Here is a 23,927-nt window from a genome sequence, read left to right as displayed (position 1 = left end):
CGCATGCGGGGAAGGTGTCAGGTCATGCAATGGGCACTGACGGCGGGGGCGCTTTCGAAACGCCCGAAATCCCGGACCTTCCGGCCTCGCTCAGAGCGCGCGGAAGGCCGGGCCACTAATTCGCAGATCGATGGTCAGCCGGTCGAGCATCATGCGCGCGGTCTTACGGCGTTTTGGGCGGTTTGAAAAGACATGACGAGCGGCAAAGCCGCGGCGGGACGCTGACAAAGACTGCCAGACCTCTCCTTCGTCATCCTCGGGCTTGACCCGAGGATCCATAAGCCGTTGAAAAAAATGGATCCTCGGGTCAAGCCCGAGGATGACGAAGGAGAATGGGGCAAGATTCGTCAACAAATTGCCGACGGTAAGGCCGTCGCTTGCGATCAGAAACAGAGCCGCCGGTCGATCGGTCCCAGCGGCGAAACACCGGAGAGCAGCGCCCGTGCCTCCTCCTCGTCGCGCTTCATCTGCACGACGAGCGCATCGAGGCCGTCGAACTTCAGTTCGTCGCGCAAGTGGCCGAAGAAGGAGACGGCGCAGACCTCGCCGTAGAGGTCGCCGGAGAAATCGAAGAGGAAGGTTTCGAGCAGCGGCGCGCCGTTCGCATCGACCGTCGGGCGGCGGCCGTAGCTGGCGACGCCGTCGTGGAGGCTTCCGTCGGGCCGGCGGAAGCGCACGGCGTAGATGCCGCTGCGCAGTTCCACTTCCGGCGGAAGCTGCATGTTGGCGGTCGGATAGCCGAGCGTGCGGCCGAGCTTCTTGCCGTCGATGACCTCGGCCTCCACCGTGTAGCGGTAGCCGAGCTGGCCGGCGGCTTCCGCAACCGCGCCTTCGCCGAGCAGGGCACGGATGAAGCTGGAGGAGATGACGGAGGCGTTCTCGTCGCGGAAGGCATCGACCAGCGTGACGCCGAAACCGTTTTCCTGGCCGGCGGCCATCAGGAAGGCCGGCCCGCCTTCCCTGCCCTTGCCGAAGTGGAAATCGAAGCCGGTGACGACCTCGGACGCGTGCAACCAGTCCATCAGGACGGTGCGGATGAAATCGTGCGCGGAGATTTCGGAGAAGCTGCGGTCGAACGGGTATTCGATGACGGCGGAAAAACCCATGCCTTCGAGAATGCGGGCCTTCAGCGGCGCCGGCGTCAGGCGGAAGACCGGGCGCTCGGGCCGGAAGACCGTGCGCGGATGCGGCTCGAAGGTCAGCACCAGGGCGGGAATGCCGCGCTCGGCGGCGATATCGAGCGCCCGCTGCAGAACGGCCTGGTGGCCGCGATGCACGCCGTCGAAGTTGCCGATGGCGACGACGCCGCCGCGCAGGTGCTCCGGCAGCGGCTCCCTCGTCTCGTTCCTGTGAAACACCGTCATGACGACCGTCTCCGTCACTGCAACCGGGGCATCCACCATTTCGGGTGGGCGCCCTCGCGTTTCAGGAAGGCCTCCAGCTTCGCCTCGTCCGTGCGACCGCCCTCGACATAGTCCTGCGCGTGGATGCCACCCGAAATATACAGCACGTCGAGCCCGAAGGCCTCCGCGCCGCGCACGTCCGTCGGCATGCCGTCGCCGATGGCGATCACCCGCGAGAGGTCGAAATCACCGCGCACCTCGCGCGCCTCGGCGATCGATTTCTCGTAGATCGGGCGGTGCGGCTTGCCGGCGATCCGGGTGGCGCTGCCCAGCTCCTCATAGAGCTTGGCGATCGCGCCGGCACAGGGAATGAGCTTGTGGCCGCGCTCGACGACGAGGTCGGGATTGGCGCAGATGAAGGGCAGTTCCCGCGCCGCGAGCGCCGTCAGCTCGGCGCGATAATCCTCGACGGTTTCCGTCTCGTCGCTGCGCAGGCCCGCGCAGACGACGATGCCGGCCTCCTCCAGCCCGACCGGCTCGACGCCGAGGCCGTCGAGCAGCGGCAGGTCCTTTTCGGCGCCGATGAAGTAGATGTTCTTCGGCCCCCCGGCGATCAGCGCGCGGGTGACGTCGCCGGACGTGACGATCCGGTCGTAGGCGTCATCCGTCACGCCAAGGCCGCGGATCTGCACTTTCACACCCGGATGCGGGCGCGGGGAATTGGTGATCAGCACGACCGTCAGCCCGGCCGCGCGCGCGGCGGCGAGCGCTTCGGAAGCATGGGAGAAGGCTTCGACGCCATTGTGCAGGACGCCCCAGACGTCGCAAAGGACCACGTCATAATGCTGCGTGATGTCGCGGAAGGATTGGATGCGGTGAGCCATAAGGGATTCCCGTGTCGAGATCGAGCCCGGCTGACATTGCAAAGCGACGGCAAGAAAACAAGCCTCTCCGCACATTTTTGCCCCATCGGCGGGCAAACGGATGAAAATTCACCGCGCCGTCTTGATGGCGTGCGATGACGCTCCCATCTGGCGGCTGCGGTAACCATACCGGGCGAAAAATTTTGCAGGCGCCGTTCTTGACTCCAAACGCCCAGCCGCCTATCTCGGCATCGCTAGCACTCACGAAAGGCGAGTGCTAACATCAATCCACCGGATCCATCTCGCGATCCGCAATGTCATTTGATCGAGGGATAAGACAATGGCAAGCACCACCTTCCGCCCGCTTCACGATCGCGTCGTCGTTCGTCGCGTCGAATCCGAAGCCAAGACCAAGGGCGGCATCATCATTCCGGACACCGCCAAGGAAAAGCCGCAGGAAGGCGAAGTCGTCGCCGTCGGCTCCGGCGCCCGCGATGAAAGCGGCAAGGTCGTCGCGCTCGACGTCAAGGCCGGCGACCGCGTCCTGTTCGGCAAGTGGTCGGGCACCGAAGTCAAGCTCGACGGCGAAGACCTTCTGATCATGAAGGAAGCCGACATCATGGGCATCATCGGCTGATCCGCCGGTAATCCCTTCCCAATTCAGCTGACACCTCTTCAGGAGTTCTCACAATGGCAGCCAAAGAAGTCAAATTCGGCCGCACCGCGCGCGAAAAGATGCTGCGTGGCGTCGACGTCCTCGCAGACGCAGTGAAGGTAACGCTCGGCCCGAAGGGCCGCAACGTCGTCATCGACAAGTCCTTCGGCGCTCCGCGCATCACCAAGGACGGCGTTTCCGTCGCCAAGGAAATCGAACTGGACGACAAGTTCGAGAACATGGGCGCCCAGCTCGTCCGTGAAGTCGCTTCCAAGACCAACGACATCGCCGGCGACGGCACGACGACCGCGACCGTTCTCGCCCAGGCGATCGTTCGCGAAGGCCACAAGGCCGTTGCCGCCGGCATGAACCCGATGGACCTGAAGCGCGGCATCGATCTCGCCGTCGCCGAAGTCGTCAAGGATCTCCAGGCCAAGGCCAAGAAGATCAACACTTCGGAAGAAGTCGCCCAGGTCGGCACGATCTCCGCGAACGGCGACAAGCAGGTCGGTCTCGACATTGCCGAAGCCATGCAGAAGGTCGGCAACGAAGGCGTCATCACGGTTGAAGAGGCCAAGACCGCCGAGACCGAACTCGAAGTCGTCGAAGGCATGCAGTTCGACCGCGGCTACCTGTCGCCCTACTTCGTGACCAACCCGGAAAAGATGGTCGCCGACCTCGAAGACGCCTACATTCTCCTGCACGAGAAGAAGCTCTCGAACCTCCAGGCGATGCTCCCGGTCCTCGAAGCCGTCGTCCAGACCGGCAAGCCGCTGGTCATCGTCGCTGAAGACGTCGAAGGCGAAGCCCTCGCGACGCTCGTCGTCAACAAGCTGCGCGGCGGCCTCAAGATCGCTGCCGTCAAGGCTCCGGGCTTCGGCGACCGCCGCAAGGCCATGCTCGAAGACATCGCCATCCTGACGGGCGGCACGGTCATCTCCGAAGACCTCGGCATCAAGCTCGAAAACGTCACGCTCGACATGCTCGGCCGTGCCAAGAAGGTTTCGATCTCCAAGGAAAACACGACGATCGTCGACGGTGCCGGCCAGAAGGCGGAAATCGAAGGCCGCGTCGCGCAGATCAAGGCCCAGATCGAGGAAACCACCTCCGACTACGACCGCGAGAAGCTGCAGGAACGCCTTGCCAAGCTCGCCGGCGGCGTTGCCGTCATCCGCGTCGGCGGCTCGACGGAAGTCGAAGTGAAGGAAAAGAAGGACCGCATCGACGACGCGCTCAACGCGACGCGCGCTGCCGTTCAGGAAGGCATCGTACCGGGCGGCGGCGTGGCCCTGCTCCGTTCTTCCACGAAGATCGCCGCCAAGGGCGAGAACGACGACCAGGAAGCCGGCATCAACATCGTGCGCAAGGCTCTCCAGTCGCTGGTTCGCCAGATCGCGGAAAACGCTGGTGACGAAGCCTCCATCGTCGTCGGCAAGATCCTCGACAAGAACGAAGACAACTACGGCTACAACGCCCAGACCGGCGAATACGGCGACCTGATCTCGCTCGGCATCGTCGACCCGGTCAAGGTTGTCCGCACGGCGCTCCAGAACGCCGCTTCGGTCGCTTCGCTGCTGATCACGACGGAAGCCATGATCGCCGAGCTTCCGAAGAAGGACGCTCCGGCCGGTATGCCGGGCGGCATGGGCGGCATGGGCGGCATGGACATGATGTGATAGGCGCAAGCCTATCGCAGCATGACCATCAAGCTTCGCCCATGCACTAAAGTTGGTTCAGCGCGTCAAGCGCGCTGAACTGGCGGCATGGACATGATGTGACAGGCGAAAGCCTGCACATCTGAGCCAACCGGTTCAGTTCGGAAGGGGCGGTCTTCGGGCCGCCCCTTTTGCATTTGAACGACGGGCGGCATCTGTATCGTTGCCGTGAAAAGAATTTTTCCAATTGTACAATAATTATCAAAAAGCCGTTGATGGCATCAAAAAACCAACTATAAAGACGCTCCAAGTGAACTTTAAAGATTCACGGGGGATTCAGCCGCTGAAACTCGACGGGACTACAGTCGATTTGTCGTGCAGCCGGATGTCCCCAAGCACTGGAAAGAAACCGCCGGAAGACCTGCATGAAGGTCAGCGGCGGTCTTCGCGCGTACGTCCGATCCGATAGCACAGACGGAGCCGGATGCAGTTCAGTACATAAGAAAGTGGTTCGGCGGGCTTCGATGGTTGTCAGCCGGGACTGCTTTTTAGCATGTCTTGCGCCGTCAAGGGCGGGACATGTCGGCTAAATTCGAGCAACTGCCTGAGGTCGTAGGTGTTCAAGATAATCAAGACTGATCTCTCGTCGCCCTTTCTGCCGGGCTCGATGGGGTTCGACGAAACAGACAACGAACTGCTCACGCAATATTGCGTGACGGAGCGCTGGACCGGCGATCTTTCCAACGGACTCTTCATGCTGGGCGACAAGGCGGCGCTGGCGCATGGCCTGCCGCAGCGCACCTGCGGCCTCCTGAACCTCATCCGCTGCTACGAGCCACTCGACCGCACGCGCGTGCTGGAACTCTTCGAGCAGGCGGCCGCGTCCTCGTCATCCTTCTGCTTCTCGACGACCATCCATCTCGACGGCGCACCGCGCCAGCCGGTGTTCTGCGTCGGGGAATCGACGGGCCTGGAGGAGAAGTATGCCGGCTCCATCATCGGCGTCTTCATCTTCCCCCGTTTCCAGATCGACCTCGCCGGCCGCCGCTTCAAGCGGCAGTAGGGGTGCTGCCAAGCCTCACGCCGCCTCGCTCGCCTCCGGCCCCGTGCGGATGCGCTCCACCGGCACCGGACGGCCGAGGAAGTAGCCCTGGGCCTCGTCGCACCCCTCGTCGAGCAGGATGTCGAGCTGGCTGCGCGTCTCCACGCCTTCCGCCAGGACCGGCACGCGCAGCGTCTGGCCGAGCGCCAGGATGGCGCGGATGATGGCCTTCGCCTCGGGGCTCGCCTCCACCTCGCTCATGAAGCTGCGATCGAGCTTGATCTTGTCGAAGGGGAAGGCGCGCAGGGTTTCCAGCGAGGAATAGCCCGTGCCGAAATCGTCGATGGCGATGGTGACGCCGAAGGCCTTGATGCGGCGGAGCGTCTGGAGGGCCCGCTCCTTGTCGCCGATGATGGTCGATTCGGTGATTTCCAACTCCAGCCGGTGCGGGCTGAGGCCCGTATCCAGCAGCACGCGGTGCACGAGGTCGGCGACATCGGCATTGCCGAGCTGCACCGGCGACAGGTTGACGGCGATCTTGTGGTCGTTGTCCCAGGTCGCGGCCTCGCGGCAGGCCTCGCGCAGCACCCATTCGCCGATCGGCAGGATGGCGCCGCACTCTTCCGCGATCGGGATGAACTCGCCCGGCGGGATCGTGCCGCGCATCGGATGGTGCCAGCGCAGCAGCACCTCGTAACCGATCGTATCCCCGGTGGTGACCGCCTTCTGCACCTGGTAGTGGAGCTGGAGCTCGTTGCGCTCCACCGCCTGCCACAGATCGTTTGCGATGAGGCGGCGGCTGCGGGCGGCCTCGTCCATCGAGACCTCGTAGAAGCAGACCCGCTCGGTCAGTGCTTCCTTGGCGCGATACATGGCAAGGTCGGCATTGTTGAGCAGGGCCTCGAGATTGTCGGCATCCTGCGGATAGATCGCCACGCCGAGGCTGGCACCCGGCTTGATATCGTAGCCGTCGATGCGGATTTCCTCGTGGAGGCAGGCTTCCAGCCGCTGGATGAAATCGTGGAGGTCGGACACATCCTCAAAGCGCTTTGCCGCGGCGAACTCGTCGCCGCCGAAGCGGGCGACCGTCTCATCGGCCTCAAGGCAGGCCTGCATGCGCTTCGAAAGCGTCATCAGCACCTCGTCGCCCGCGGCATGGCCGCGCGTGTCGTTGATTTCCTTGAACTTGTCGAGGTCGATGCCGATCGCCGCGACCTTGCCGCCGAAGCGCTTCGCCGAATCGAGATCGGCTTCGAGGCGGTTGTTGAAGCTTGCGCGGTTCGGCAGGCCCGTCAGGCTGTCATGGCGGGCGAGGAAGGAGATCTGCTCCTCCGAGCGCAGGCGCTCGGACACGTCCTCATAGGTGGCGACCCACGCGCCGTCCGGCAGCGTGCGATAGCGCAGCTGCACGGAAATGCCGCTTGCCAGCTTCTCGACGATCACGCCGCCGTCATTGGCCTGGATGGCGGCGCGGCGGCGCGCATACATGTCGCGCGCCCGCGGCTGCCAGACCTCGGGATCGACGAAGACGTCGGCGACGCCCTGGTCGACGATCTCGCGCAGCGTCATGCCGGGGCGGATACGGCCTTCCGGGAAGCCGAAGATCTCGCTGTAGCGCTTGTTGGCGAGCAGCAGGCGCTCGTCCTTGTCGAACAGGCAGAGGCCCTGCGACATGTTTTCCAGCGCCAGGTCGAGGTTCTTCGTCACCTCGGCGAGACGGTCGGCATCGGCCTTTTCCTTCGTCACGTCCTTGGTGATCTTGGCATAGCCGACAAGCGTGCCGCCCGTGTCGTAGATGGCGTCCATCACCACGTTCGCCCAGAAGCGCGAACCGTCCTTGCGATAGCGCCAGCCCTCGTTCTCGTATTTGCCTTCCTCCCGCGCGATCGCCAGCGCCTGCTCCGGCACGCCGGCGGCGCGGTCCTCCTCGCTGTAGAAACGCGAGAAATGCTGGCCGACGATCTCGTGCGCCTTGTAGCCCTTGTTGCGCTCGGCGCCGCCGTTCCAGTTGGCCACGCGGCCGTCCGGATCGAGCATGTAGATGGCATAGTCCTTGACGCCCTGCACCAGCATGGCGAACTGGCGCATGCTCTCGTTTGCCGCAAGCTCGGCCTGCCGCGCGAAGACGGCCGCCGTCAGGCCCGTGAAGAGCAGCGAGAAGGCGACGACGGCGATCAGCGGCGCCATCAGGCCCACGGACAAGATCGTGTCGTCGCTTACCGGCACCAGGCCGGGCGTGAGCGTCACCGCCGCCATGGCGGTGAAATGCAGCGACACGACGCCGAGCGCCATCAGCACGGTGGCGAGCGCCCGGTCGCGAAGCCGCGCCTGCGGGCGCATGCAGAAGACCAGCGCAAGCGCCCCGAAGAGCCCGGCGCAAACGACCGAAGCCGTCACATAGGCGAGGTCCCAATGGAGGGTGCCCGGCACTTCCAGCGCCGCCATGCCGATATAGTGCATGGAGGTGACGCCGGCACCGAGCAGCAGGCCGCCGGCGACGGCCGCGCTCCTGCCGGGAACATAGGTGGCGACGGCAAGGCCGATCGTCGTCACGACGATCGCGACACCGAGCGAGACCAGCGTCAGCTCCATGCCGAAGCCCATGACGACGCCGGGGTCGTAGGCCAGCATGGCGATGAAATGCGTCGCCCAGATGCCGAAGCCGCTCGACGTGCCGGCCGCCCCGAGCCAGAGATTGCGCGCCATGCCCTTGGCAGCCTGCGCCCTTTGCGTCAGCGTCACCGCAACATAGCAGGACAGGAAGCAGATAAGGGCTGCGAGCAGGACGAGACGGAGGTCGTGCTCGACGGTCAGGCAGGTCAGAATGCGGAGCATGAAAGGTCACCGGTGGGAATGAGATGGCCCCACTCAGCCGGACAACCCTAAAAAATGAGTGAATTCAGATATGGCGATACCGGGCCGCCAGGCCCTACATCGGTTCATACTTAACAAAAGTCAAAACAGTACAACTGTTCCAATCCGTAACAAAAATTCCGCTCAACTTGTGCGCATCACCACGCTCAGAGCGTCAGGGCCTTGAGGTCCGTCGCGGGGTCCTCCAGGGCGGCGCGCTCGGGCGTGCGGCCCATCTCGATCAGCTTCTTGCCGACCACATAGGCCTTGGCATCGTTGACCGCGTCGACGGCGATCAGCCTGCCCGCGCGGAAGTACCAGACGGAGACGCTGCCCTCGCGCGCGCCGGAGCGTACGAAGGTATCGTCGAACCCCATGCAGAAGCCGGCGATCTGCAGCTTGACGTCATACTGGTCGGACCAGAACCAGGGTTTCGGCTCGTAGGGCAGATCGCCGCCGGCGATGACCGCGGCGGCGGCCTCCGCCTGGTCGACGGCATTCTGCACGGATTCGAGCCGCACGCGGTTGCCTTCGAAAGGCAGCACCGCGCAGTCGCCCATGGCGAAGATCGCCGGGTCGGAGGTGCGGGCATGGGCATCGACGACGATGCCGTTTGCGACCTCCAGCCCGGCATCGCGCGCAAGCCTGTCGTTCGCCGCAACGCCGATGCCGGCGATCACCACGTCGACGGGCAGCACGAAGCCGTCGGAAAGTTCCGCCCCGGTGACGCGGCCGTTTTCGCCGAGGAGCCGGACGAGGCCGGTCTTTTCCCGCACATCGACGCCGCGCGCCGTGTGGATCGCCTTGAGGATCGTGGCGGTCGCCGGCGAGGCGACGCGGGCGAGGATGCGGCCGGCCATCTCGATGACCGTGACATGCAGCCCCCTGCCCCGCGCGACCGCCGCCGCCTCGAGCCCGATATAGCCGCCGCCGACGACGAGCGCCCGGCGGCCCTCCTGCATTTCGAGGCCGAGGCGATCGGCATCGCGGTAGTCGCGCACGGTGAAGACGCCGTCGAGGTCGCCGCCGATCTCGGCCGGCAGGCGGCGCGGCGTCGCGCCGGTGGCGAGCGCCAGAACGCCGTAGTGCAGCGTCGAGCCGTCGCTGAGCGTCACCGTTCTTGCGGCGCGGTCGATGGCGGTGACTTCGGTCGAGAGGCGGATCTCGACATTGTTATCCGCATACCAGCTTTCCGGGCGGAACATCAGCCGGCCGAGATCGGCCTCGCCGAGCAGGTATTTCTTGGAGAGCGGCGGACGCTGGTAGGGATGGCTCGCCTCGGCGGCGACGATGGTGATCGGCCGCTCGTCCTTCAGCGCGCGCAATTTGGCAACCAGGGCAAAGGCGGCCTGACCGCCGCCCGCAACAACCAGTCTTCCCGTCACGATGTCTTCCGTCCCGTCCTTGTTTTCCGAGAGGTAGCGCGCCGGAACCGGCGGCGTCAACTCATCGCCGCGCCGCCGGATTTTTCGTTTGCGTCAGGGCTTGGCGGGGATTTCGAGGCCCTTTAGCGCCGCCGGGCGCGCAAGGCAGCGCTCCAGCCAGGCCATCACGGCCGGGAAGCCTGCATAGTCCAGCGCCTCGCGACCGCCATAGAAGACATCCGCGCCGCGGATCCACGGGAAGGTCGTGATGTCCGCAATGGTGTATTCGTCGCCCATGATCCACCGGCGGTCCTTCAGGCGGTCTTCGAGGATCGAGAGCAGGCGCTTGGCTTCGTCGCGGTAACGCTCGGCAGGATAGGAATTGTTGGCCACCTTGTCGGCGGCGAACTTGTAGAAATGGCCGAACTGGCCGAACATCGGCCCGACGCCGCTCATCTGGAACATGACCCAGGCGAGCGTCTCGTAGCGCCCGGCGGCATCGGCCGGGATCAGCTTGCCGGTCTTTTCGGCGAGATAGACGAGGATCGCGCCCGATTCGAAGAGGCCGATCGGCTTGCCGTCCGGGCCGTCCGGATCGATGATCGCGGGAATGCGGCCGTTCGGGTTCAGCGAGATGAAGTCCGGCGACTTGACGCCCTCGGGCCCGAACTCGATCCGGTGCGCCTCATAGGGCAGGCCGAGCTCCTCCAGCGCGATCGACACTTTCACGCCGTTCGGCGTCGGCAGCGAATAGAGCTGGATGATATCGGGGTTCCTGGCGGGCCACTTCTTGGTGACGGGGAAGGCGGAAAGGTCGGACAAGGCGGGCTCCTTCTGAGTTAGATCAAGGATATAGGAGCCGTATCGCCTGCCCGCAAGCAGGAGCCTGATGGTGGATCATCCGGATTTCCGCGCCAGCCAGACCGTCGCGCCGCCACAATCCGGATCCTCCCGCCGGTGCTCCACGACGGCAAAGCCGTTTGCCGCCAGAAGCTCCCGATACTCCGCACCCTCGAGGCTGGCATGGTAGAGCGGCTCGCCCTGGAAGGTGCCGACGACGACACCCTGCGATGGGCCCGACGTGAACATCAGCATCGCGCCCGGCGCGGCCATGGCAGCAAAACGGGGAAACATCGCCCGCTGGTCCTGCGGCGTCAGGTGGAAGAAGCTGTGCCAGGCCAGAATGCCGGCGAAGGTCTTGCCAGGGGAAAAGCCGCGCATGTCGGCGACGTACCAGTCATGGGCGGGATGGCGCGCTCGGCAGAGGCCGACCAGCGTTTGCGATGCATCGACGCCCGTGACGGCAAAGCCGCAGGCGATGAGGCTCGCGGCCAGCGGCTCGCCCGAGCCGCAGCCAAGGTCAAGGATAGCGGCTCCAGCGGCCAGCGGCGCGGTGAAGCGGTCGAGCCATGGCTTCTCGGAGAGATCGCGGCCGCGGATACGGTCAAAGGCGTCCGCATGGCGCTCGTAAAGGCCGGCAATGCGGTCCGCCTCGTCCATCTCAGAGCGCCTTGCGCACCGCCTGGACGATCTCTGCGACGACGGGATCGCCCTCATGTTCTTCCTTGCGGGCGCGCACGAGGCAGGCCTCGGACTTGAGGATCACGCCGTCGGAGAGGATCTTCAGGTGGTTCGCCGTCAGCGTCGAGCCGGTCGAGGTGATGTCGACGATGATGTCGGCCGAGCCCGAGGCCGGCGCACCCTCGGTCGCCCCGAGGCTCTCGACGATGCGGTAGAGCTGGATGCCGTGGTTGCCGGAGAAGAACTGCTGCGTGAGGCGCCAGTATTTCGTGGCGATGGTGAGGCGCCGGCCGTGGCGGGCGCGGAAATCCTGGGCGACGTCGCCGAGATCGGCCATCGTGTCGACATCCAGCCAGATTTCCGGCACGGCAACGACGACATCCGCATGGCCGAAGCCGAGGCGGGCGCAGAATTCGACGCGGGCATCCGCCTCCGCCAGTCCCTCGCGCACCAGGTCCTCGCCGGTCACGCCGAAATCGACGGTGCCGTTGGCGATCTCGCGGGAGATCTCGGAGGCCGAGAGGAAGGCGATCTCGATGTCGTCGCGCCCCTCGACGCGGCCACGATAGGAGCGGTCGTTGCCGACGGCGACGACGGAGAAACCGGCGCGGGCGAGCACGGCGGAGCTGTCCTCCTTCATGCGCCCCTTGGAAGGAAGGCCGATGGTGATGGTCATGCGGCAGCTCCCTTCACGCCCGCGATACGGTCGAGCCAGAGCGAGAAGCCGACGGCCGGAATGCGCTCCTTCGCGCCGAGCAGGGTCAAGAGCCGGTCGAAGCGGCCGCCGCCGGCAAGCACCAGGCTCTCCCCGGCCGGCGCGATCTCGAAGACGAGGCCGGTATAATAATCGAGCGGGCGGCCGAAGGCGGCGCGATAGGTGATCGTCGCCGGATCGACGCCGGTGGCGCTGAGCGCCGCGACGCGGCTTTCGAACCGCGCGAGCGCCGCGCCGAGCGAGAGGCCGGCCTTTTCCGCGAAGGCGGCGAGCGCCCCGGGCGCCTCGGCAAGGCTCAGCTCCAGCGCCAGGAACTCCCTGAGGAGCGCCAGCGTGCGGGCATCGAGCCGCGTGTTGGCCAGTTCCATCTTCTCGCGCAGGCGCCGGGCGATATCGGCCGGGCTCCGGCTGGCATTGGTGGAATAGCCGGTCGCCTCCATCGTCGCGTCGATATGGGCGATCAGCGTCGCCTCGTCGTCGAGCTTGCCGAGGATGGCGAGGCGATCGACCTCCGGGCCGAAGACGCCGTCGCGCGCGGGATTGGAGAGGTCGTCCATCAGCCGCTGCAGCTGCGCCTGGTTGCCGAAGGCATGGACGAGCCGCTTCTGCCAGCCGGCCGGCAGGCCGCAAGCCGCCACCACGGCTTCGAAGACCGACTGGTCGCCGAGCACCACGGAAAAGGCCACGCCCGGCAGGCGGTTGGTGAGGACGGTCAGCGCGTCACGCACGGCGCGCGCATCGGCCCTTGCGACGTCCGGCTCGCCGAGATCCTCGATGCCGGCCTGGTAGAACTCGTTCGAGCCCTCGCGGCGCTGGCGGAACACCTCGCCGAGATAGGCGTAGCGCTTGGGCGTGCCCGTCGCCGTCTCGATATGGCGCAGGCAGACGGGAATGGTAAATTCGGGCCGGAGGCACAGGCTCTTGCCGGTCTCGCTCTCCGTCAGGAAGATGCGCCGGCGCAGGTCCTCGCCCGCCATGTCGAGGAAGGGTTCGGCCGGCTGGATGACCGGCGTGTCGACACGCTCCGTACCGAGACGTTCGAGATCGGCGATGAGATCGGGCGCGAAAGCGGGGAGATTGACTAGAGGCATGGCAACACCTCCGGTCGTGGGGAGGCACACCCCCCTCTGGCCTGCCGGCCATCTCCCCCACAAGGGGGGAGATCGAATTGTTGCACCGTCTCGCCCATCGCCAACGCTTCACTTTGGGCAATGCCGATATGGCCAGCCGATCTCCCCCCCTGTGGGGGAGATGGCCGGCAGGCCAGAGGGGGGTGGAACCGCGCGCTCATCGCCGTCAGCCGGCCCGCGCCCGGTCTTCGGCCTGGGCGTCGAGGATTTCGCGAACCCTGGCGACGAGCTCGGCCTCCGGCACGGAGACCTGCGCCACGCGGGCCTCGCGCCAGGCGATGTTGTCCTCGATCTCGCCGGAAAGGCGCTTGCCCTCGATCAGGTCCTTGATCTGCACGAGGCCTTCGGCGCGCTCGTCGCCGCCCTGGATGATCGCGACGGGGGCGCCGCGGCGGTCGGCATATTTGAGCTGATTGCCGAACTTCTTCCAGTTGCCCTGGTACATTTCGGCGCGGATGCCGGCGGCGCGCAGCTCTTGCGTGAAACGCTGGTAGCGGCCCATGCTCTCGATGTCGCCGTCCATGACCGTGACGAGCACGGGGGCGACGACCTCGTCCTGGCCGAGCTTGCCGAGGTTCTTCAGCGCCGTCATCAGGCGCGAGACGCCGATGGAAAAGCCGGTGGCCGGCACCGGCTGGCCCATGAAGCGGGAAACGAGGCCGTCATAACGGCCGCCGCCGCCGACGGAGCCGAAGACCACCTTCTCGCCCTTCTCGTTGGTGACGGCGAACTGCAGCTCGGCCTCGAAGACCGGGCCGGTGTAATATTCGAGACCGCGCACGCAGGAGGGATCGACCTTGATGCGGCCGGCATCATAGCCCGCGCTGGCGACGAGTTTCGCGATCTGCTCGAGCTCCTGCACGCCCTCGCGGGCACGCTCGTTCTGCCCGAAGCGACGGTCGAGCGAAGCGACGGTCTCCAGGTTGTCGCCGAAGGACGAGGTGTCGAGCACGCCGACCAGCAGCTCGATGCCGGCGGGATCGAGGCCGACGCCCTTGGTGAAATCGCCGCTTTCGTCTTTGCGCCCCCCGCCGAGAAGCTCGCGGACGCCGGGAATGCCGAACTTGTCGAACTTGTCGAGCGCGCGCAGGGCATTCAGCCGGCGCGCCGCATTCTCCTCGCCGCCAAGGCCGACGACCTCCAGCATGCCGTCCAGAACCTTGCGGTTGTTGACGCGGATGACGTAGTCGCCGCGGGCGATGCCGAGGGCTTCCATCGTATCGGCGAACATCATGCACATTTCGGCGTCCGCCTGAACGCCGGCTGCGCCCACCGTATCGGCATCGAACTGCATGAACTGGCGGAAGCGGCCCGGGCCCGGCTTCTCGTTGCGGAAGACGTAGCCGGCGCGGTAGGTGCGGTAGGGCAGTTGGATCTCGTTGAAATTCTCCGCGACATGGCGGGCAAGCGGCGCCGTCAGGTCGTAGCGCAGGCTCATCCACTGATCGTCGTCGTCCTGCAGCGAGAAGACGCCCTCGTTCGGGCGGTCGCTGTCCGGCAGGAACTTGCCGAGCGCATCGGTATATTCGAAAAGCGGGGTTTCGACCGGGTCGAAGCCATAGTGCTCGTAGACCGCGCGGATCTTCGCGGTCATTTCGGTGAGGGCGCGGATGTCCGCGGCGTCACGGTCGACGAAGCCGCGCGGCAGGCGGGCCTTCAGCTTCTGCGGTTTTTTCTGCTTTTCGCTCATCGGGATACCCGAAATTCCTGTATTTCCGTTGCGGTTTCCCTAGCGGATTGGACGGGCAGCGGCAAGGGCGGAAGCGCCCCGGCATCCCGGCCGGGGCGACAGCATGGCCCAACCGTGCATGACGACGGCGCAAGCCATGGATGCCGCGGCGGCGCAGGCGCTGGGAGAGGCGCGGCGGCAACGCGACCTTCCGCTTCGCCAGGATCGCCGCCCGGCCAGCCAAAGACGGCCGGCGGTCCGATCCGGGGCACGCCCGCGGTGGCGCGCCGGCCAAGCAAATGGACGCGGAAGGGCCGGACGTTCCCGACCCGCCCTTTCCTTTTGCTCGCGGGCCGCCTATCTGTTGGCGCATGAGGCAGATCCTCTTCGTCTTCGCCATTCTGGGCGCCGCGCTTTCCGGCTGGGTGCCGGTGGCCGCGGCGGCGCTGCATGGCGCGCAGCCTCCCGGCCTGCATGCCATGCACACGTCGGGCAGCGACGAGGCCGGCGGCGACCACGACACGTCGAAGCGCGCCGCCCATCCGCTTGCCTGTTCCGCCTGCTTCGCCATAGAGGCCGTGCGCATCGAGCCGGCGGCGCGCTCGGTCGGTGTTTCCGGCCGGTTGTCCGCCGTCGTGCCGCAGCTTGCCGGCCTCGCCCACCGGCCGCTCGATCCCCCTCCCCGGTCCTGACGCCCGCCCCGCCGGACGCCCCGCGCCCGGCTATCGACACCCTTCAGAACTGGAAAAGACAATGAACGCAAAGACCCTGTTTCTCGGCGCAGCCCTCGCGCTTGCCGTCACCCTGCCGGCAACAGCCCAGGAGGCCAACCATTCCGCCCATCAGGGCATGGCGATGGAGACACCGGCCGGACAAAGCCCCTCCACCGAGGCCTTCATCGCTGCCAACACGAAAATGCATGAAGGCATGGCCATCGACTTCACCGGCAATGCCGACGAAGACTTCGTGCGCGGCATGATCGCCCATCACCAAGGGGCTATCGACATGGCGAAGATCGAGCTGCAATACGGCAAGGACGAAAGCCTTCGCAAGCTCGCCGAGGACATCATCACCGCCCAGGAGGGCGAGATCCGGATGATGGAAGACTGGCTGGCGAAGAACGCCAAGTAGACCGGCCGGCAGAACAGCAGAGGCCCGCCGGAACGCCGGCGGGCCTCTGCACATCCCCATTCATCTGCGCTTATTCGGCCGCCGGATTGCGGTGGACCGCCGACGCCTCGACCAGCGAGGCCGCGATGGCGCGGGCCATCAGCAGCGTCGTTTCGCGAATTTCGGTGTTGCTGCCGCTTCTTGCCGACCGGATCAGGCGAAAGCCCTCCCGGAGCATGATCTCCTGCGCCTTGTCACAGGCCCAGCCTTCAAGTCGAGAATCGTCCATTGCAGGTGTGCTCGCCGCCATTTGTCCCCCATGCCAAATCATTCAGCACAAAGCGGCGCTTCACGACCACGCACGCGTACGCCGACCCCAGAACTTGCGATGTATGATTTTGCCGCTCAACCTTAAGCTACATGATTCGTTGTAGAATCAAAGCTGTATTTGTGGCGGCAAGACGCGAATTATGGCCGTTCGAGCCGATTTCTCTTCTCTTCGACTTCGGCGCGGCAAAAGCATCCTTCCACATGGTCGTTGACGAGGCCCATGGCCTGCATGAAGGCATAGACGGTGGTGGGGCCGACGAAGGTCCAGCCGCGCTTCTTCAGGTCCTTGGAAAGCCGGACGGAGGTGGGCGTCGTCGGGTTGGCGACGATCGTCTCCCAGTCGACCCGCGCCGGCCGCTCGTCCGGGCCCGGCTCGAAGCTCCAGAAGTAGCGGGCGAGCGTGCCGAACTCGTCGCGCAGCGCCTGCGCCCGGCGGGCATTGTTGATCGTCGAGACGATCTTGCCGCGATGGCGCACGATGCCGGGATCGGCAAGGCAGCGGGCGATGTCGTCGTCGCCGAAGCCGGCGACCTTGTCGAAATCGAAGCCGGCGAAGGCGGCGCGGAAGCCCTCTCGCTTGCGCAGGATGATGAGCCAGGAAAGGCCCGACTGGAAGCCTTCGAGGCAGATCTTCTCGAAGAGGCGGTGGTCGCTGACGACGGGATGGCCCCATTCCGCATCATGGTAGCGGCGGTAGTCGTCGAGATTGCCGTGCCAGGCGCACCGCACCCGTCCGTCGTCGCCTTCCAGAAGTCCCTTTGCCATGACCGCGCCCTCCGTTTCCTTTTTGTTCCGCTTTACCACTCATCAACCACATTTGGAAAGCCGGCAATAACCCTACTCAAAGCTTTATCGGCATCGTCGATATCGAATGAACGTCCGTTTACCATTCGCTTCATCGCAGGGTGCAAGCATTCCCGCCGAACCCGCGCCGAATTTCCAGAGTTTCGCGGCGCATCCCGGTGACGATCAGTAGCGAGTACGTCCGATGTTGATACGAGTTCTCCTGGCAACGACCCTTCTGTGCACGACCACCGCGGCACATGCGAGCGAGCGCTACATGAGCCGCCCGCCGGTCATCGTCAGCCCCGACCTTACCGCGCCCTGGCTGATGCAGCTTACCGGCGAGGGCGTGCAGCCTGCCGTCAACACCCGCCGCATCATCCAGCGCCAGAAGGTGCAGCAGCGCCGTGTCCTGCGCCGCGAGGGCGCGGCCCGCGTACAGCAGGTCTCGGCGACCGGCACGGCGCGCAATCCGGTCAAGTCGAAGTTCGACCCGATGTATCTGCCGCAGCTCGTCGACTATGAAAGCGGGCACAAGCCCGGCACCATCGTCATCGATACCAACAACCGCTTCCTCTACCTCGTCCTGAAGGACGGCAAGGCGCGGCGCTACGGCGTCGGCGTCGGCAAGCCGGGCTTCGAATGGGCGGGTGCCCACACGATCACCCGCAAGGCCGAATGGCCGAGCTGGACGCCGCCGAAGGAGATGATCGCCCGCGAGGCCGCCAAGGGCCATTACCTGCCGGCCTTCATGGAAGGCGGGCCGGAAAACCCGCTCGGCTCGCGCGCCATGTATCTCGGCTCGACGCTCTACCGCATCCACGGCACCAACGCGCCCTGGACGATCGGCTATGCGGTTTCCTCCGGCTGCATCCGCATGCGCAACGAAGATGTCGTCGACCTCTACGAGCGCGTGAAGGTGGGCACGAAGGTCATCGTGATCTGATTTTGTGGTCTTGGCGCCACAAGGCCCCGAAGAAATCCGCCTTCACAATCGTCTTACTGTCCGCAAGCCGGCTTGAAATCGGTCGAGAGTCGGCTAGCCTCGCAGAATTGAGGATTGAGAGGGACTATACCATGCGGAAATACGCATCGATCTTGCTGGCCGCGACCGTCGCGGCCACGGCGATCATGCCGGTCTCGTCGGCGAATGCCTTCCCCGCGGCCCGCACGGGCGACCGGGTCGAGACGGCCTCCGACGTGACGCTCGTCGCCCAGCCGAGCAAGAAGCAGGTCGCGGCGAAGTACAAGCGCACCAAGGTGCGCTTCGTCACCGACCAGGCGCCGGGCACCGTCATCGTCGATACGAACAACAAGTATCTCTACTATGTCGAGGGCAACAACAAGGCGACGCGCTACGGCATCGGCGTCGGTCGCGACGGCTTCGGCTGGTCGGGCGTGGTGAAGGTCGGCCGCAAGGCCGAATGGCCGAGCTGGACGCCGCCGGCCGAGATGCGCCGCCGCGAGGCCAAGAAGGGCCGCATCCTGCCCGTCACCCAGGCCGGCGGCGAGGACAACCCGCTCGGCGCGCGCGCGCTCTACCTCTTCAAGGGCGGCCGCGACACGATCTTCCGCATCCACGGCACGAACCAGCCCTGGACGATCGGCCAGAACATGTCGTCGGGCTGCATCCGCATGATGAACAAGGACGTGGAGCATCTCTATGCCCGCGCCGACATCGGCACCAAGGTCATCGTCGTCGGCCCCGGCAACCGCCAGGGCAGCGTGAGCTACAACGACAAGGGCGTCGATTTCTTCGGCAACCTCTTCGGCTTCGGCGGCTGATCAACCGCCCGCCGCAGATCGCCCGGACGCCGGCCTTGCGCCGGCGTCATTTGGCTGGAGACCTTGCTCCGACCTCCCTTCCGTCATCCTCGGGCTCGACCCGAGGACCCACGCCACAAAGCAAAGCCACGCCGTGGCGCGTGGATCCTCGGGTCGAGCCCGAGGATGACGGTGGAGAGGTCGGGTGGCCTTATCCTCTGGCGCTCTAAGGCTGACTTGTTGCGTGATTTCGGCGCCGGCCTTGCGCCGGCGTCTTCCGTTCAGCCGACGGAGCAGCCGATCTTTCCCTCGCGCCGGATCGGCTCGGCAAGGTCGGCGCCTTCGATCTTCAGCGTATAGGTGCCCTCGTAACCGATGCCGTCCGCGCCGGCCTTCGTCATCATGACGAAATCGAGCGCCGCAAAGGGCTGGTTGTCGCCGGATTCGACATGGACGAACAGGCGCAGTTCGCCTTCATGCAGCCAATGGTGCGTGAGGAAGGACGGATCGAGCGCTATCTTTCCATCGAGCCCCTTCCGGGCGAGGTCCTTCGGCAGCTCGATCGATCCGCGGAAATTCAGGATGCCGCCGAGGCTGTAGCTGAAGCCTGCCTCCCCTTCGAAAGCGACATTCCTGTCCTTCACCGCGCAACTGAACCCGCCAGTGGCGAAGGCCGGCGTCGAGAGGGCGGCAAGGGCGACGAGCGGAAGCATGAGGCGGCGCATGGACATCTCCGATGGGCTGGAATGCCGCCTGTCTAGAGCATTTCCGGCAAACCGGAAATGCTCCAGATTCTTGTTTTTTCCGCATTATCCGACACCGAAACGAAGTCGCTTCGGTTGGAAATGGTCTGGAAATCCGGGGGCGAAGCGGCTGTTCCGCGCGTGACAGGTTCAGGAAAGCACGGCCGGCTTGGTTCCGCCATAGGCCCAGTCGATGAGCTCCACCGTGTGCAGGATCGGGATCGTCGTGCCCGTCGCGATCTGGGTGATGCAGCCGATATTGCCGGTGGCGATGATGTCCGGCTTGGTCGCCTCGATGTTCCTGACCTTGCGCGCCTTCAGCTTGCCTGAAATCTCCGGCTGGAGGATGTTGTAGGTGCCGGCCGAACCGCAGCACAGGTGCCCTTCCGCCGGATCGCGCACCGCAAAGCCCGCCTTCTTCAGCAGCACCTTCGGCGCCATGGTGATCTTCTGGCCGTGCTGCATGGAACAGGCGGAGTGATAGGCGACCGTCAGCCCCTTCGTCTCCTGCTGCGGCAGGTCGAGGGTCGCAAGATATTCCGTGATGTCCTTCGCAAGCGCCGAGACCCGCGCGGCCTTGTCCGCATAGGCCGGGTCGAGGCGCAGCATGAAGCCATAGTCCTTGATCGTCGTGCCGCAGCCCGAGGCGGTGATGATGATCGCGTCGAGCCCGTCCTTCTCGATCTCGCCGAGCCAGACGTCGACATTGCGCCGCGCCGCCTCCAGCGCCTGCGCCTCGCGGCCCATATGGTGGACGAGCGAGCCGCAGCAGACTTCGCCCGCCGGCGCCACGACCTCGACGCCGAGGCGGGTGAGGAGGCGGATCGTCGCTGCGTTGATCTCCGGCTTCAGCACCGGCTGGGCGCAGCCGGAGAGGATCGCGACCCGCCCGCGGCGCGGACCGGCGGCCGGATGCGTGCCCGGCCCCGCCTTGCCCGCGGCCTTCGGCAGGGAGCGGGGCGCAAGGTCCAGCATGGCGCCGAAGGGTTCAAGCGGCTTGAAGCGCTTGAGCAGGCCGGCAAAGGGCCGGCCGAGCGCGGCCGCCTTCAGCGCCAGGCGGAAGCGGCCTGGATAGGGCAGCACGGCGGCGAGGACGCCCCGCGTCAGCCGGTTCCAGAACGGGCGCCTGTAGGTCGCCTCGATATGCATGCGGGCATGGTCGACGAGATGCATGTAGTCGACGCCGGAGGGACAGGTCGTCGTGCAGGAGAGGCAGGAGAGGCAGCGGTCGATATGGGTCACCACCTCCACATCCGCCGGCCGGCCGTTCTCCAGCATGTCCTTGATGAGGTAGATGCGGCCGCGCGGGCTGTCGAGCTCGTTGCCCAGCGTCACATAGGTGGGACAGGTGGCGGTGCAGAAGCCGCAATGCACGCATTTGCGCAAAATCTTCTCCGATGTCGCGACATGCGGATCGGCAAGCTGCTCGGGAGTGAAGTTGGTCTGCATCAGCGGGCGCCTTCTTCGTTGGCGCGGGCGGGTTCGGCACCCCCCTCTGCCCTGCCGGGCATCTCCCCCTCAAGGGGGGAGATCGGCAAGAGGCAAGGCCATCGTTTCAAATGCAACGTCAAAGTGGGGCGAAACGCCGCCCCATCCAATCTCCCCCCTTGAGGGGGAGATGCCCGACAGGGCAGAGGGGGGTAAGCGACAGATTCCATCATAACGATCATCCTCACCCCACCATTCGCGACACGAACAACCCCGCCGGATCGAAACTCGCCTTCACCCTTGCGGAAAGCGCCGCCACCGCCTCGGCCTGCGGCTCGAAGACGGCGGTTGCCGCCAGCACCTCCGGCCGCGCCCGCAGCAGCGTCGCATGCCCGCCGCCGACGGCCTTGACGTAGCGGCGCAAGAGGGCGGCCTCGGGATCGGCCTCCATGCGCAGCCAGACGAGGCCGCCCTGCCAGTCGTAGAAGGCATCGACGCCGGCTTCGAGGCGGAGCGCTGCGACGAGCTGGTGGCCGGCGGTGGGCGCGACGGAGACGCGCCAGAGCGGACGCGGCGTGCCGTCGGCATAGGGCGCGACGTCGCGGATCTCGCGCCAGAGGCGCGCCGTCGTCTCCGCATCGAGATGCGCCACGGCGCCGAAGCGGGCCATGCTGGCGGCGAGCTTCTCGCTGCGCACGGCGACGGAGGCGGCGAGGCCCTCGAGGCGCAGCACGGTGGCCGCTCCGTCCGGCAGCGCGCCGCCGGCGAACCGCCCGCGCACGCTTTCCGGCAGGTGGGCGGCACCGGAGACCTCGACGGACATCGCCATCGCCGTCGCCATGGCGGCGGCAGCCTCCGCGTCGTTGAGACCGGAGACGACGATGGTGGTCGCCGTTTCCGGCACCGGCAGCAGGCGGAAGGTGACCTCCGTCATGAGCGCCAGCGCACCGTGCGAGCCGGCGAGCAGCTTGGCGAGGTCAAGGCCGGTGACATTCTTCATCACCCGGCCGCCGGCCTTCACCACCTCGCCCCTGCCGTTGACGAAGCGCACGCCGAGCAGGCTGTCGCGCGCGGCGCCGGCGACGAAGCGGCGTGGACCGGACGCGTTGGTGGCGAAGACGCCGCCGATGGTGGGAATGCCGGAGGAGCCGAGCGCGCCGCGCAGGTCGCAGGGCTCGAAGGCGAGCATCTGGCGCTTTTCGGCAAGCGCCGCCTCCACGACCTCCAGCGGCGTGCCGGCGCGGGCGGTCATGGTCATCTCGGCCGGGTTATAGGCGACGATGCCGGCAAGGCCGCGCGTCGAGAGCGTTTCGGCCCCGTCCGGCGCAGCGGCAAGGCTGCGCGTGCCGCCGCCGCGGATGGCAAGCGGCGTGCGCGACAGCGCGGCGACCTGGACGAGGCGCGCGGCGGCCTCTTCGGAAAGCGGTTCGTGGATGGGGGTCATGCGGCGGGTCGCCCTTCGAGCGGGAAGACCTTGGACGGGTTGAGCAGCCATTGCGGATCGAACGCCGCGCGCACGGCCATCTGCTGGGCAAGGTCGACATCGGCATATTGGTGGCGCATCAGGTCGCGCTTCTCGATGCCGACGCCGTGCTCGCCGGTGAGGCACCCGCCGGCATCGACGCAGAGCTTCAGGATGTCGTTTCCCGCCGCTTCCGCACGCGCGGCATCCTCCGGGTCGTTGGCGTTGAAGAGGATCAGCGGATGCATGTTGCCGTCGCCGGCATGGAAGACGTTGGCGACGCGCAGGCCGTATTTCTCGACGATCTCCGCCGTGCCGCGCAGCACATGCGGCAACTGGCCGAGCGGCACCGTGCCGTCCATGCAGATATAGTCGGCGATGCGGCCGGTGGCGCCGAAGGCGGACTTGCGGCCCTTCCAGATCAGCGCCGCCTCCGTCGCCGACTGGCTTTCCTTGACGACCTTGACGCCGTGGCGCCGGGCGATCTCGATGATGCTGGCGAGCATCGCGTCCATCTCGGCCTCGGAACCCTCGACCTCGACGATCAGCAGCGCCTCGACATCCATCGGATAGCCGGCGCCGGCAAAGGCCTCGCAGATCTCGATCGCCGGCTTGTCCATGAACTCGATGGCGACGGGGATGATGCCCGAGCCGATGACGTCGGCGACGCAGGCGCCCGCTTCCTCCGAGCTGTCGAAGCCGAAGAGCACCGGGCGCGCGCCCTCGGGCCTGGCGATGAGCCGCACCGTCGCCTCGGTGACGATGCCGAGCTGGCCCTCGCCGCCGCAGACGACGCCGAGGAGATCGAGCCCGCCGGCATCGAGCGCCTTGCCGCCGAGCTCGACGATCGTGCCGTCGATGAGCACGAGCTTGACGCCGAGCAGGTTGTTCGTGGTCACGCCGTATTTCAGGCAATGCGCGCCGCCGGAATTCATGCCGATATTGCCGCCGATCGTGCAGGCGAGCTGGGAGCTCGGATCGGGCGCGTAGAAATAGCCGTCGGCCGTGACGGCATCGGAAATGGCAAGGTTGGTGACGCCGGCCTGCACCGTCGCGGTGCGGTTGGCGAAATCCACCTCCAGGATGCGCGCCATCTTGGAGAGGCCGACGACGACGGCATCCTCCTGCGGGATCGCCCCGCCCGAAAGCGAGGTGCCGGCGCCGCGCGGCACGACGGGCACGCCATAGCGATGGCAGTATTTCAAGACGGCGGCGACCTCGCGCGTCGTCTCCGGCAGGGCGACGGCGAGCGGCAGGCGGCGATAGGACACGAAGGCATCCGTCTCGAAGGGCACGAGCTCGCGCGGCTCGTGCACCAGACAGCCCTCCGGCAGCAGATCGAGGAGGTCGGCGACGATTTCCCGGCGGCGGGCAAGCACCGCCGGCCGCGGCTCCAGGAACCCGATCTGATCCATGTCTTGGCCTCCCGCCTCAAGTGGTCTGTTTTCTTTACCACTTCCTATTGCAGGGTGCAAATGCTAAGCATTTTGTCCGTTT

Annotated in this window: 23 protein-coding genes; 7 read left to right on the top strand and 16 right to left on the bottom strand. The window is 66.0% G+C overall.

The features are described from left to right. Positions 1–90 precede the first annotated feature (90 nt). From AABQ55_RS07480 to AABQ55_RS07470, 3 genes are read right to left on the bottom strand one after another with little or no spacing between them, the layout of a single operon-like run. Positions 91–351, bottom strand: coding sequence for a hypothetical protein (locus AABQ55_RS07480; protein ID WP_244767905.1), 261 nt, complete (start codon positions 349–351; stop codon positions 91–93). A gap of 32 nt (positions 352–383) precedes the next feature. Continuing rightward, positions 384–1,364 (bottom strand): bifunctional riboflavin kinase/FAD synthetase, encoded by a 981-nt coding sequence (locus AABQ55_RS07475; RefSeq protein WP_272804577.1) that lies wholly within the window; start codon positions 1,362–1,364, stop codon positions 384–386. Positions 1,365–1,378: 14 nt separating this feature from the next. Continuing rightward, positions 1,379–2,227 carry a TIGR01459 family HAD-type hydrolase gene (locus AABQ55_RS07470; RefSeq protein WP_272804576.1) on the bottom strand — a complete coding sequence of 283 codons (849 nt, stop codon included), beginning with the start codon at positions 2,225–2,227 and terminating at the stop codon, positions 1,379–1,381. 319 nt (positions 2,228–2,546) lie between these two features. Here AABQ55_RS07470 and groES point away from each other — a divergent pair, with 319 nt between their 5' ends. The 3 genes from groES (at position 2,547) to AABQ55_RS07455 (ending at position 5,579) form a co-directional block, all read left to right on the top strand. Continuing rightward, a complete protein-coding gene (groES, locus tag AABQ55_RS07465) occupies positions 2,547–2,843 on the top strand; it encodes a co-chaperone GroES (protein WP_119254427.1) in 297 nt (98 codons plus the stop codon). A gap of 53 nt (positions 2,844–2,896) precedes the next feature. After that, complete coding sequence (gene groL / locus AABQ55_RS07460) at positions 2,897–4,537, top strand: chaperonin GroEL (RefSeq protein WP_272804575.1); 1,641 nt, start codon at positions 2,897–2,899, stop codon at positions 4,535–4,537. 595 nt (positions 4,538–5,132) lie between these two features. Further along, a complete protein-coding gene (locus AABQ55_RS07455; protein ID WP_244767909.1) occupies positions 5,133–5,579 on the top strand; it encodes a hypothetical protein in 447 nt (148 codons plus the stop codon). 15 nt (positions 5,580–5,594) lie between these two features. Here the strand turns inward: AABQ55_RS07455 and AABQ55_RS07450 are convergent, their stop codons facing one another. The 7 genes from AABQ55_RS07450 to hisS form a co-directional block, all read right to left on the bottom strand. Then, entirely contained in the window at positions 5,595–8,393 is a 2,799-nt protein-coding gene (locus AABQ55_RS07450) for a bifunctional diguanylate cyclase/phosphodiesterase (protein WP_272804574.1), read from the bottom strand. A 185-nt stretch (positions 8,394–8,578) separates the two neighbouring features. Next, positions 8,579–9,796, bottom strand: a complete 1,218-nt coding sequence (locus tag AABQ55_RS07445) for an NAD(P)/FAD-dependent oxidoreductase (protein WP_272804573.1) — start codon at positions 9,794–9,796, stop codon at positions 8,579–8,581. Positions 9,797–9,889: 93 nt separating this feature from the next. Beyond that, the gene (locus tag AABQ55_RS07440) at positions 9,890–10,597 is read right to left on the bottom strand and encodes a glutathione S-transferase C-terminal domain-containing protein (protein ID WP_272804572.1); all 708 of its coding nucleotides are present in this window, start codon (positions 10,595–10,597) and stop codon (positions 9,890–9,892) included. A gap of 75 nt (positions 10,598–10,672) precedes the next feature. Continuing rightward, the gene (locus tag AABQ55_RS07435; RefSeq protein WP_272804571.1) at positions 10,673–11,275 is read right to left on the bottom strand and encodes a class I SAM-dependent DNA methyltransferase; all 603 of its coding nucleotides are present in this window, start codon (positions 11,273–11,275) and stop codon (positions 10,673–10,675) included. A gap of 1 nt (position 11,276) precedes the next feature. Next, positions 11,277–11,972: an ATP phosphoribosyltransferase gene (hisG, locus tag AABQ55_RS07430; protein WP_244767913.1), complete on the bottom strand. Its 696-nt coding sequence runs from the start codon at positions 11,970–11,972 to the stop codon at positions 11,277–11,279. Further along, positions 11,969–13,102: an ATP phosphoribosyltransferase regulatory subunit gene (locus AABQ55_RS07425; RefSeq protein ID WP_272804570.1), complete on the bottom strand. Its 1,134-nt coding sequence runs from the start codon at positions 13,100–13,102 to the stop codon at positions 11,969–11,971. The genes hisG and AABQ55_RS07425 overlap by 4 nt, the downstream gene beginning before the upstream one ends. Positions 13,103–13,307: 205 nt before the next feature. Next, complete coding sequence (hisS, locus tag AABQ55_RS07420) at positions 13,308–14,831, bottom strand: histidine--tRNA ligase (protein ID WP_272804569.1); 1,524 nt, start codon at positions 14,829–14,831, stop codon at positions 13,308–13,310. Positions 14,832–15,181: 350 nt separating this feature from the next. Between hisS and AABQ55_RS07415 the strand changes: the two genes are divergently transcribed. Together AABQ55_RS07415 and copM are read left to right on the top strand one after the other, a co-directional pair. Next, a complete protein-coding gene (locus AABQ55_RS07415) occupies positions 15,182–15,502 on the top strand; it encodes a hypothetical protein (protein WP_272804568.1) in 321 nt (106 codons plus the stop codon). 61 nt (positions 15,503–15,563) lie between these two features. Then, positions 15,564–15,941, top strand: a complete 378-nt coding sequence (gene copM, locus AABQ55_RS07410) for a CopM family metallochaperone (protein WP_272804567.1) — start codon at positions 15,564–15,566, stop codon at positions 15,939–15,941. Between the two features lie 70 nt (positions 15,942–16,011). On the opposite strand, the gene AABQ55_RS07405 is transcribed toward copM, so the two are convergent. Then, entirely contained in the window at positions 16,012–16,230 is a 219-nt protein-coding gene (locus AABQ55_RS07405; RefSeq protein WP_244767918.1) for a hypothetical protein, read from the bottom strand. A 158-nt stretch (positions 16,231–16,388) separates the two neighbouring features. Beyond that, on the bottom strand, positions 16,389–17,015 hold the full coding sequence (locus AABQ55_RS07400) for a DNA-3-methyladenine glycosylase I (RefSeq protein WP_272804566.1): 627 nt from the start codon (positions 17,013–17,015) through the stop codon (positions 16,389–16,391). 223 nt (positions 17,016–17,238) lie between these two features. Between AABQ55_RS07400 and AABQ55_RS07395 the strand changes: the two genes are divergently transcribed. Both AABQ55_RS07395 and AABQ55_RS07390 read left to right on the top strand, forming a co-directional pair. Continuing rightward, positions 17,239–17,979, top strand: a complete 741-nt coding sequence (locus AABQ55_RS07395) for a L,D-transpeptidase (RefSeq protein ID WP_244767920.1) — start codon at positions 17,239–17,241, stop codon at positions 17,977–17,979. A 131-nt stretch (positions 17,980–18,110) separates the two neighbouring features. Next, on the top strand, positions 18,111–18,818 hold the full coding sequence (locus AABQ55_RS07390; protein ID WP_244767921.1) for a L,D-transpeptidase: 708 nt from the start codon (positions 18,111–18,113) through the stop codon (positions 18,816–18,818). A 260-nt stretch (positions 18,819–19,078) separates the two neighbouring features. On the opposite strand, the gene AABQ55_RS07385 is transcribed toward AABQ55_RS07390, so the two are convergent. The 4 genes from AABQ55_RS07385 to AABQ55_RS07370 all read right to left on the bottom strand — a co-directional run bounded on the left by AABQ55_RS07385 (position 19,079) and on the right by AABQ55_RS07370 (position 23,845). Next, positions 19,079–19,522 carry a hypothetical protein gene (locus tag AABQ55_RS07385; RefSeq protein WP_272804565.1) on the bottom strand — a complete coding sequence of 148 codons (444 nt, stop codon included), beginning with the start codon at positions 19,520–19,522 and terminating at the stop codon, positions 19,079–19,081. A gap of 168 nt (positions 19,523–19,690) precedes the next feature. Further along, on the bottom strand, positions 19,691–20,989 hold the full coding sequence (gene glcF, locus AABQ55_RS07380; protein WP_272804564.1) for a glycolate oxidase subunit GlcF: 1,299 nt from the start codon (positions 20,987–20,989) through the stop codon (positions 19,691–19,693). A 223-nt stretch (positions 20,990–21,212) separates the two neighbouring features. Beyond that, the gene (locus AABQ55_RS07375; RefSeq protein WP_272804563.1) at positions 21,213–22,412 is read right to left on the bottom strand and encodes an FAD-binding protein; all 1,200 of its coding nucleotides are present in this window, start codon (positions 22,410–22,412) and stop codon (positions 21,213–21,215) included. Then, positions 22,409–23,845: an FAD-linked oxidase C-terminal domain-containing protein gene (locus AABQ55_RS07370; RefSeq protein WP_272804562.1), complete on the bottom strand. Its 1,437-nt coding sequence runs from the start codon at positions 23,843–23,845 to the stop codon at positions 22,409–22,411. Before AABQ55_RS07370 ends, AABQ55_RS07375 begins: the two co-directional genes overlap by 4 nt. Positions 23,846–23,927: the final 82 nt, after the last annotated feature.

It is taken from the genome of Shinella sp. WSD5-1 (genome assembly GCF_963942435.1).
Classification (GTDB): domain Bacteria; phylum Pseudomonadota; class Alphaproteobacteria; order Rhizobiales; family Rhizobiaceae; genus Shinella; species Shinella yambaruensis.
The sequence above is the reverse complement of the archived record's forward strand: the minus strand, read 5'-3'. Positions and strand labels throughout refer to the sequence as shown.

What these genes read in the sequence shown, in the direction of transcription:
- copM (WP_272804567.1), top strand. Translation starts at nt 15,564, where the DNA reads ATGAACGCAAAGACCCTGTTTCTCGGCGCAGCCCTCGCGCTTGCCGTC.
- AABQ55_RS07470 (WP_272804576.1), bottom strand. Translation starts at nt 2,227, where the DNA reads ATGGCTCACCGCATCCAATCCTTCCGCGACATCACGCAGCATTATGAC.
- AABQ55_RS07405 (WP_244767918.1), bottom strand. Translation starts at nt 16,230, where the DNA reads ATGGCGGCGAGCACACCTGCAATGGACGATTCTCGACTTGAAGGCTGG.
- AABQ55_RS07435 (WP_272804571.1), bottom strand. Translation starts at nt 11,275, where the DNA reads ATGGACGAGGCGGACCGCATTGCCGGCCTTTACGAGCGCCATGCGGAC.
- hisS (WP_272804569.1), bottom strand. Translation starts at nt 14,831, where the DNA reads ATGAGCGAAAAGCAGAAAAAACCGCAGAAGCTGAAGGCCCGCCTGCCG.
- AABQ55_RS07370 (WP_272804562.1), bottom strand. Translation starts at nt 23,845, where the DNA reads ATGGATCAGATCGGGTTCCTGGAGCCGCGGCCGGCGGTGCTTGCCCGC.
- AABQ55_RS07395 (WP_244767920.1), top strand. Translation starts at nt 17,239, where the DNA reads ATGTTGATACGAGTTCTCCTGGCAACGACCCTTCTGTGCACGACCACC.
- hisG (WP_244767913.1), bottom strand. Translation starts at nt 11,972, where the DNA reads ATGACCATCACCATCGGCCTTCCTTCCAAGGGGCGCATGAAGGAGGAC.
- AABQ55_RS07425 (WP_272804570.1), bottom strand. Translation starts at nt 13,102, where the DNA reads ATGCCTCTAGTCAATCTCCCCGCTTTCGCGCCCGATCTCATCGCCGAT.
- glcF (WP_272804564.1), bottom strand. Translation starts at nt 20,989, where the DNA reads ATGCAGACCAACTTCACTCCCGAGCAGCTTGCCGATCCGCATGTCGCG.
- AABQ55_RS07400 (WP_272804566.1), bottom strand. Translation starts at nt 17,015, where the DNA reads ATGGCAAAGGGACTTCTGGAAGGCGACGACGGACGGGTGCGGTGCGCC.
- groL (WP_272804575.1), top strand. Translation starts at nt 2,897, where the DNA reads ATGGCAGCCAAAGAAGTCAAATTCGGCCGCACCGCGCGCGAAAAGATG.
- groES (WP_119254427.1), top strand. Translation starts at nt 2,547, where the DNA reads ATGGCAAGCACCACCTTCCGCCCGCTTCACGATCGCGTCGTCGTTCGT.
- AABQ55_RS07450 (WP_272804574.1), bottom strand. Translation starts at nt 8,393, where the DNA reads ATGCTCCGCATTCTGACCTGCCTGACCGTCGAGCACGACCTCCGTCTC.
- AABQ55_RS07390 (WP_244767921.1), top strand. Translation starts at nt 18,111, where the DNA reads ATGCGGAAATACGCATCGATCTTGCTGGCCGCGACCGTCGCGGCCACG.
- AABQ55_RS07415 (WP_272804568.1), top strand. Translation starts at nt 15,182, where the DNA reads ATGAGGCAGATCCTCTTCGTCTTCGCCATTCTGGGCGCCGCGCTTTCC.
- AABQ55_RS07375 (WP_272804563.1), bottom strand. Translation starts at nt 22,412, where the DNA reads ATGACCCCCATCCACGAACCGCTTTCCGAAGAGGCCGCCGCGCGCCTC.
- AABQ55_RS07475 (WP_272804577.1), bottom strand. Translation starts at nt 1,364, where the DNA reads ATGACGGTGTTTCACAGGAACGAGACGAGGGAGCCGCTGCCGGAGCAC.
- AABQ55_RS07385 (WP_272804565.1), bottom strand. Translation starts at nt 19,522, where the DNA reads ATGCGCCGCCTCATGCTTCCGCTCGTCGCCCTTGCCGCCCTCTCGACG.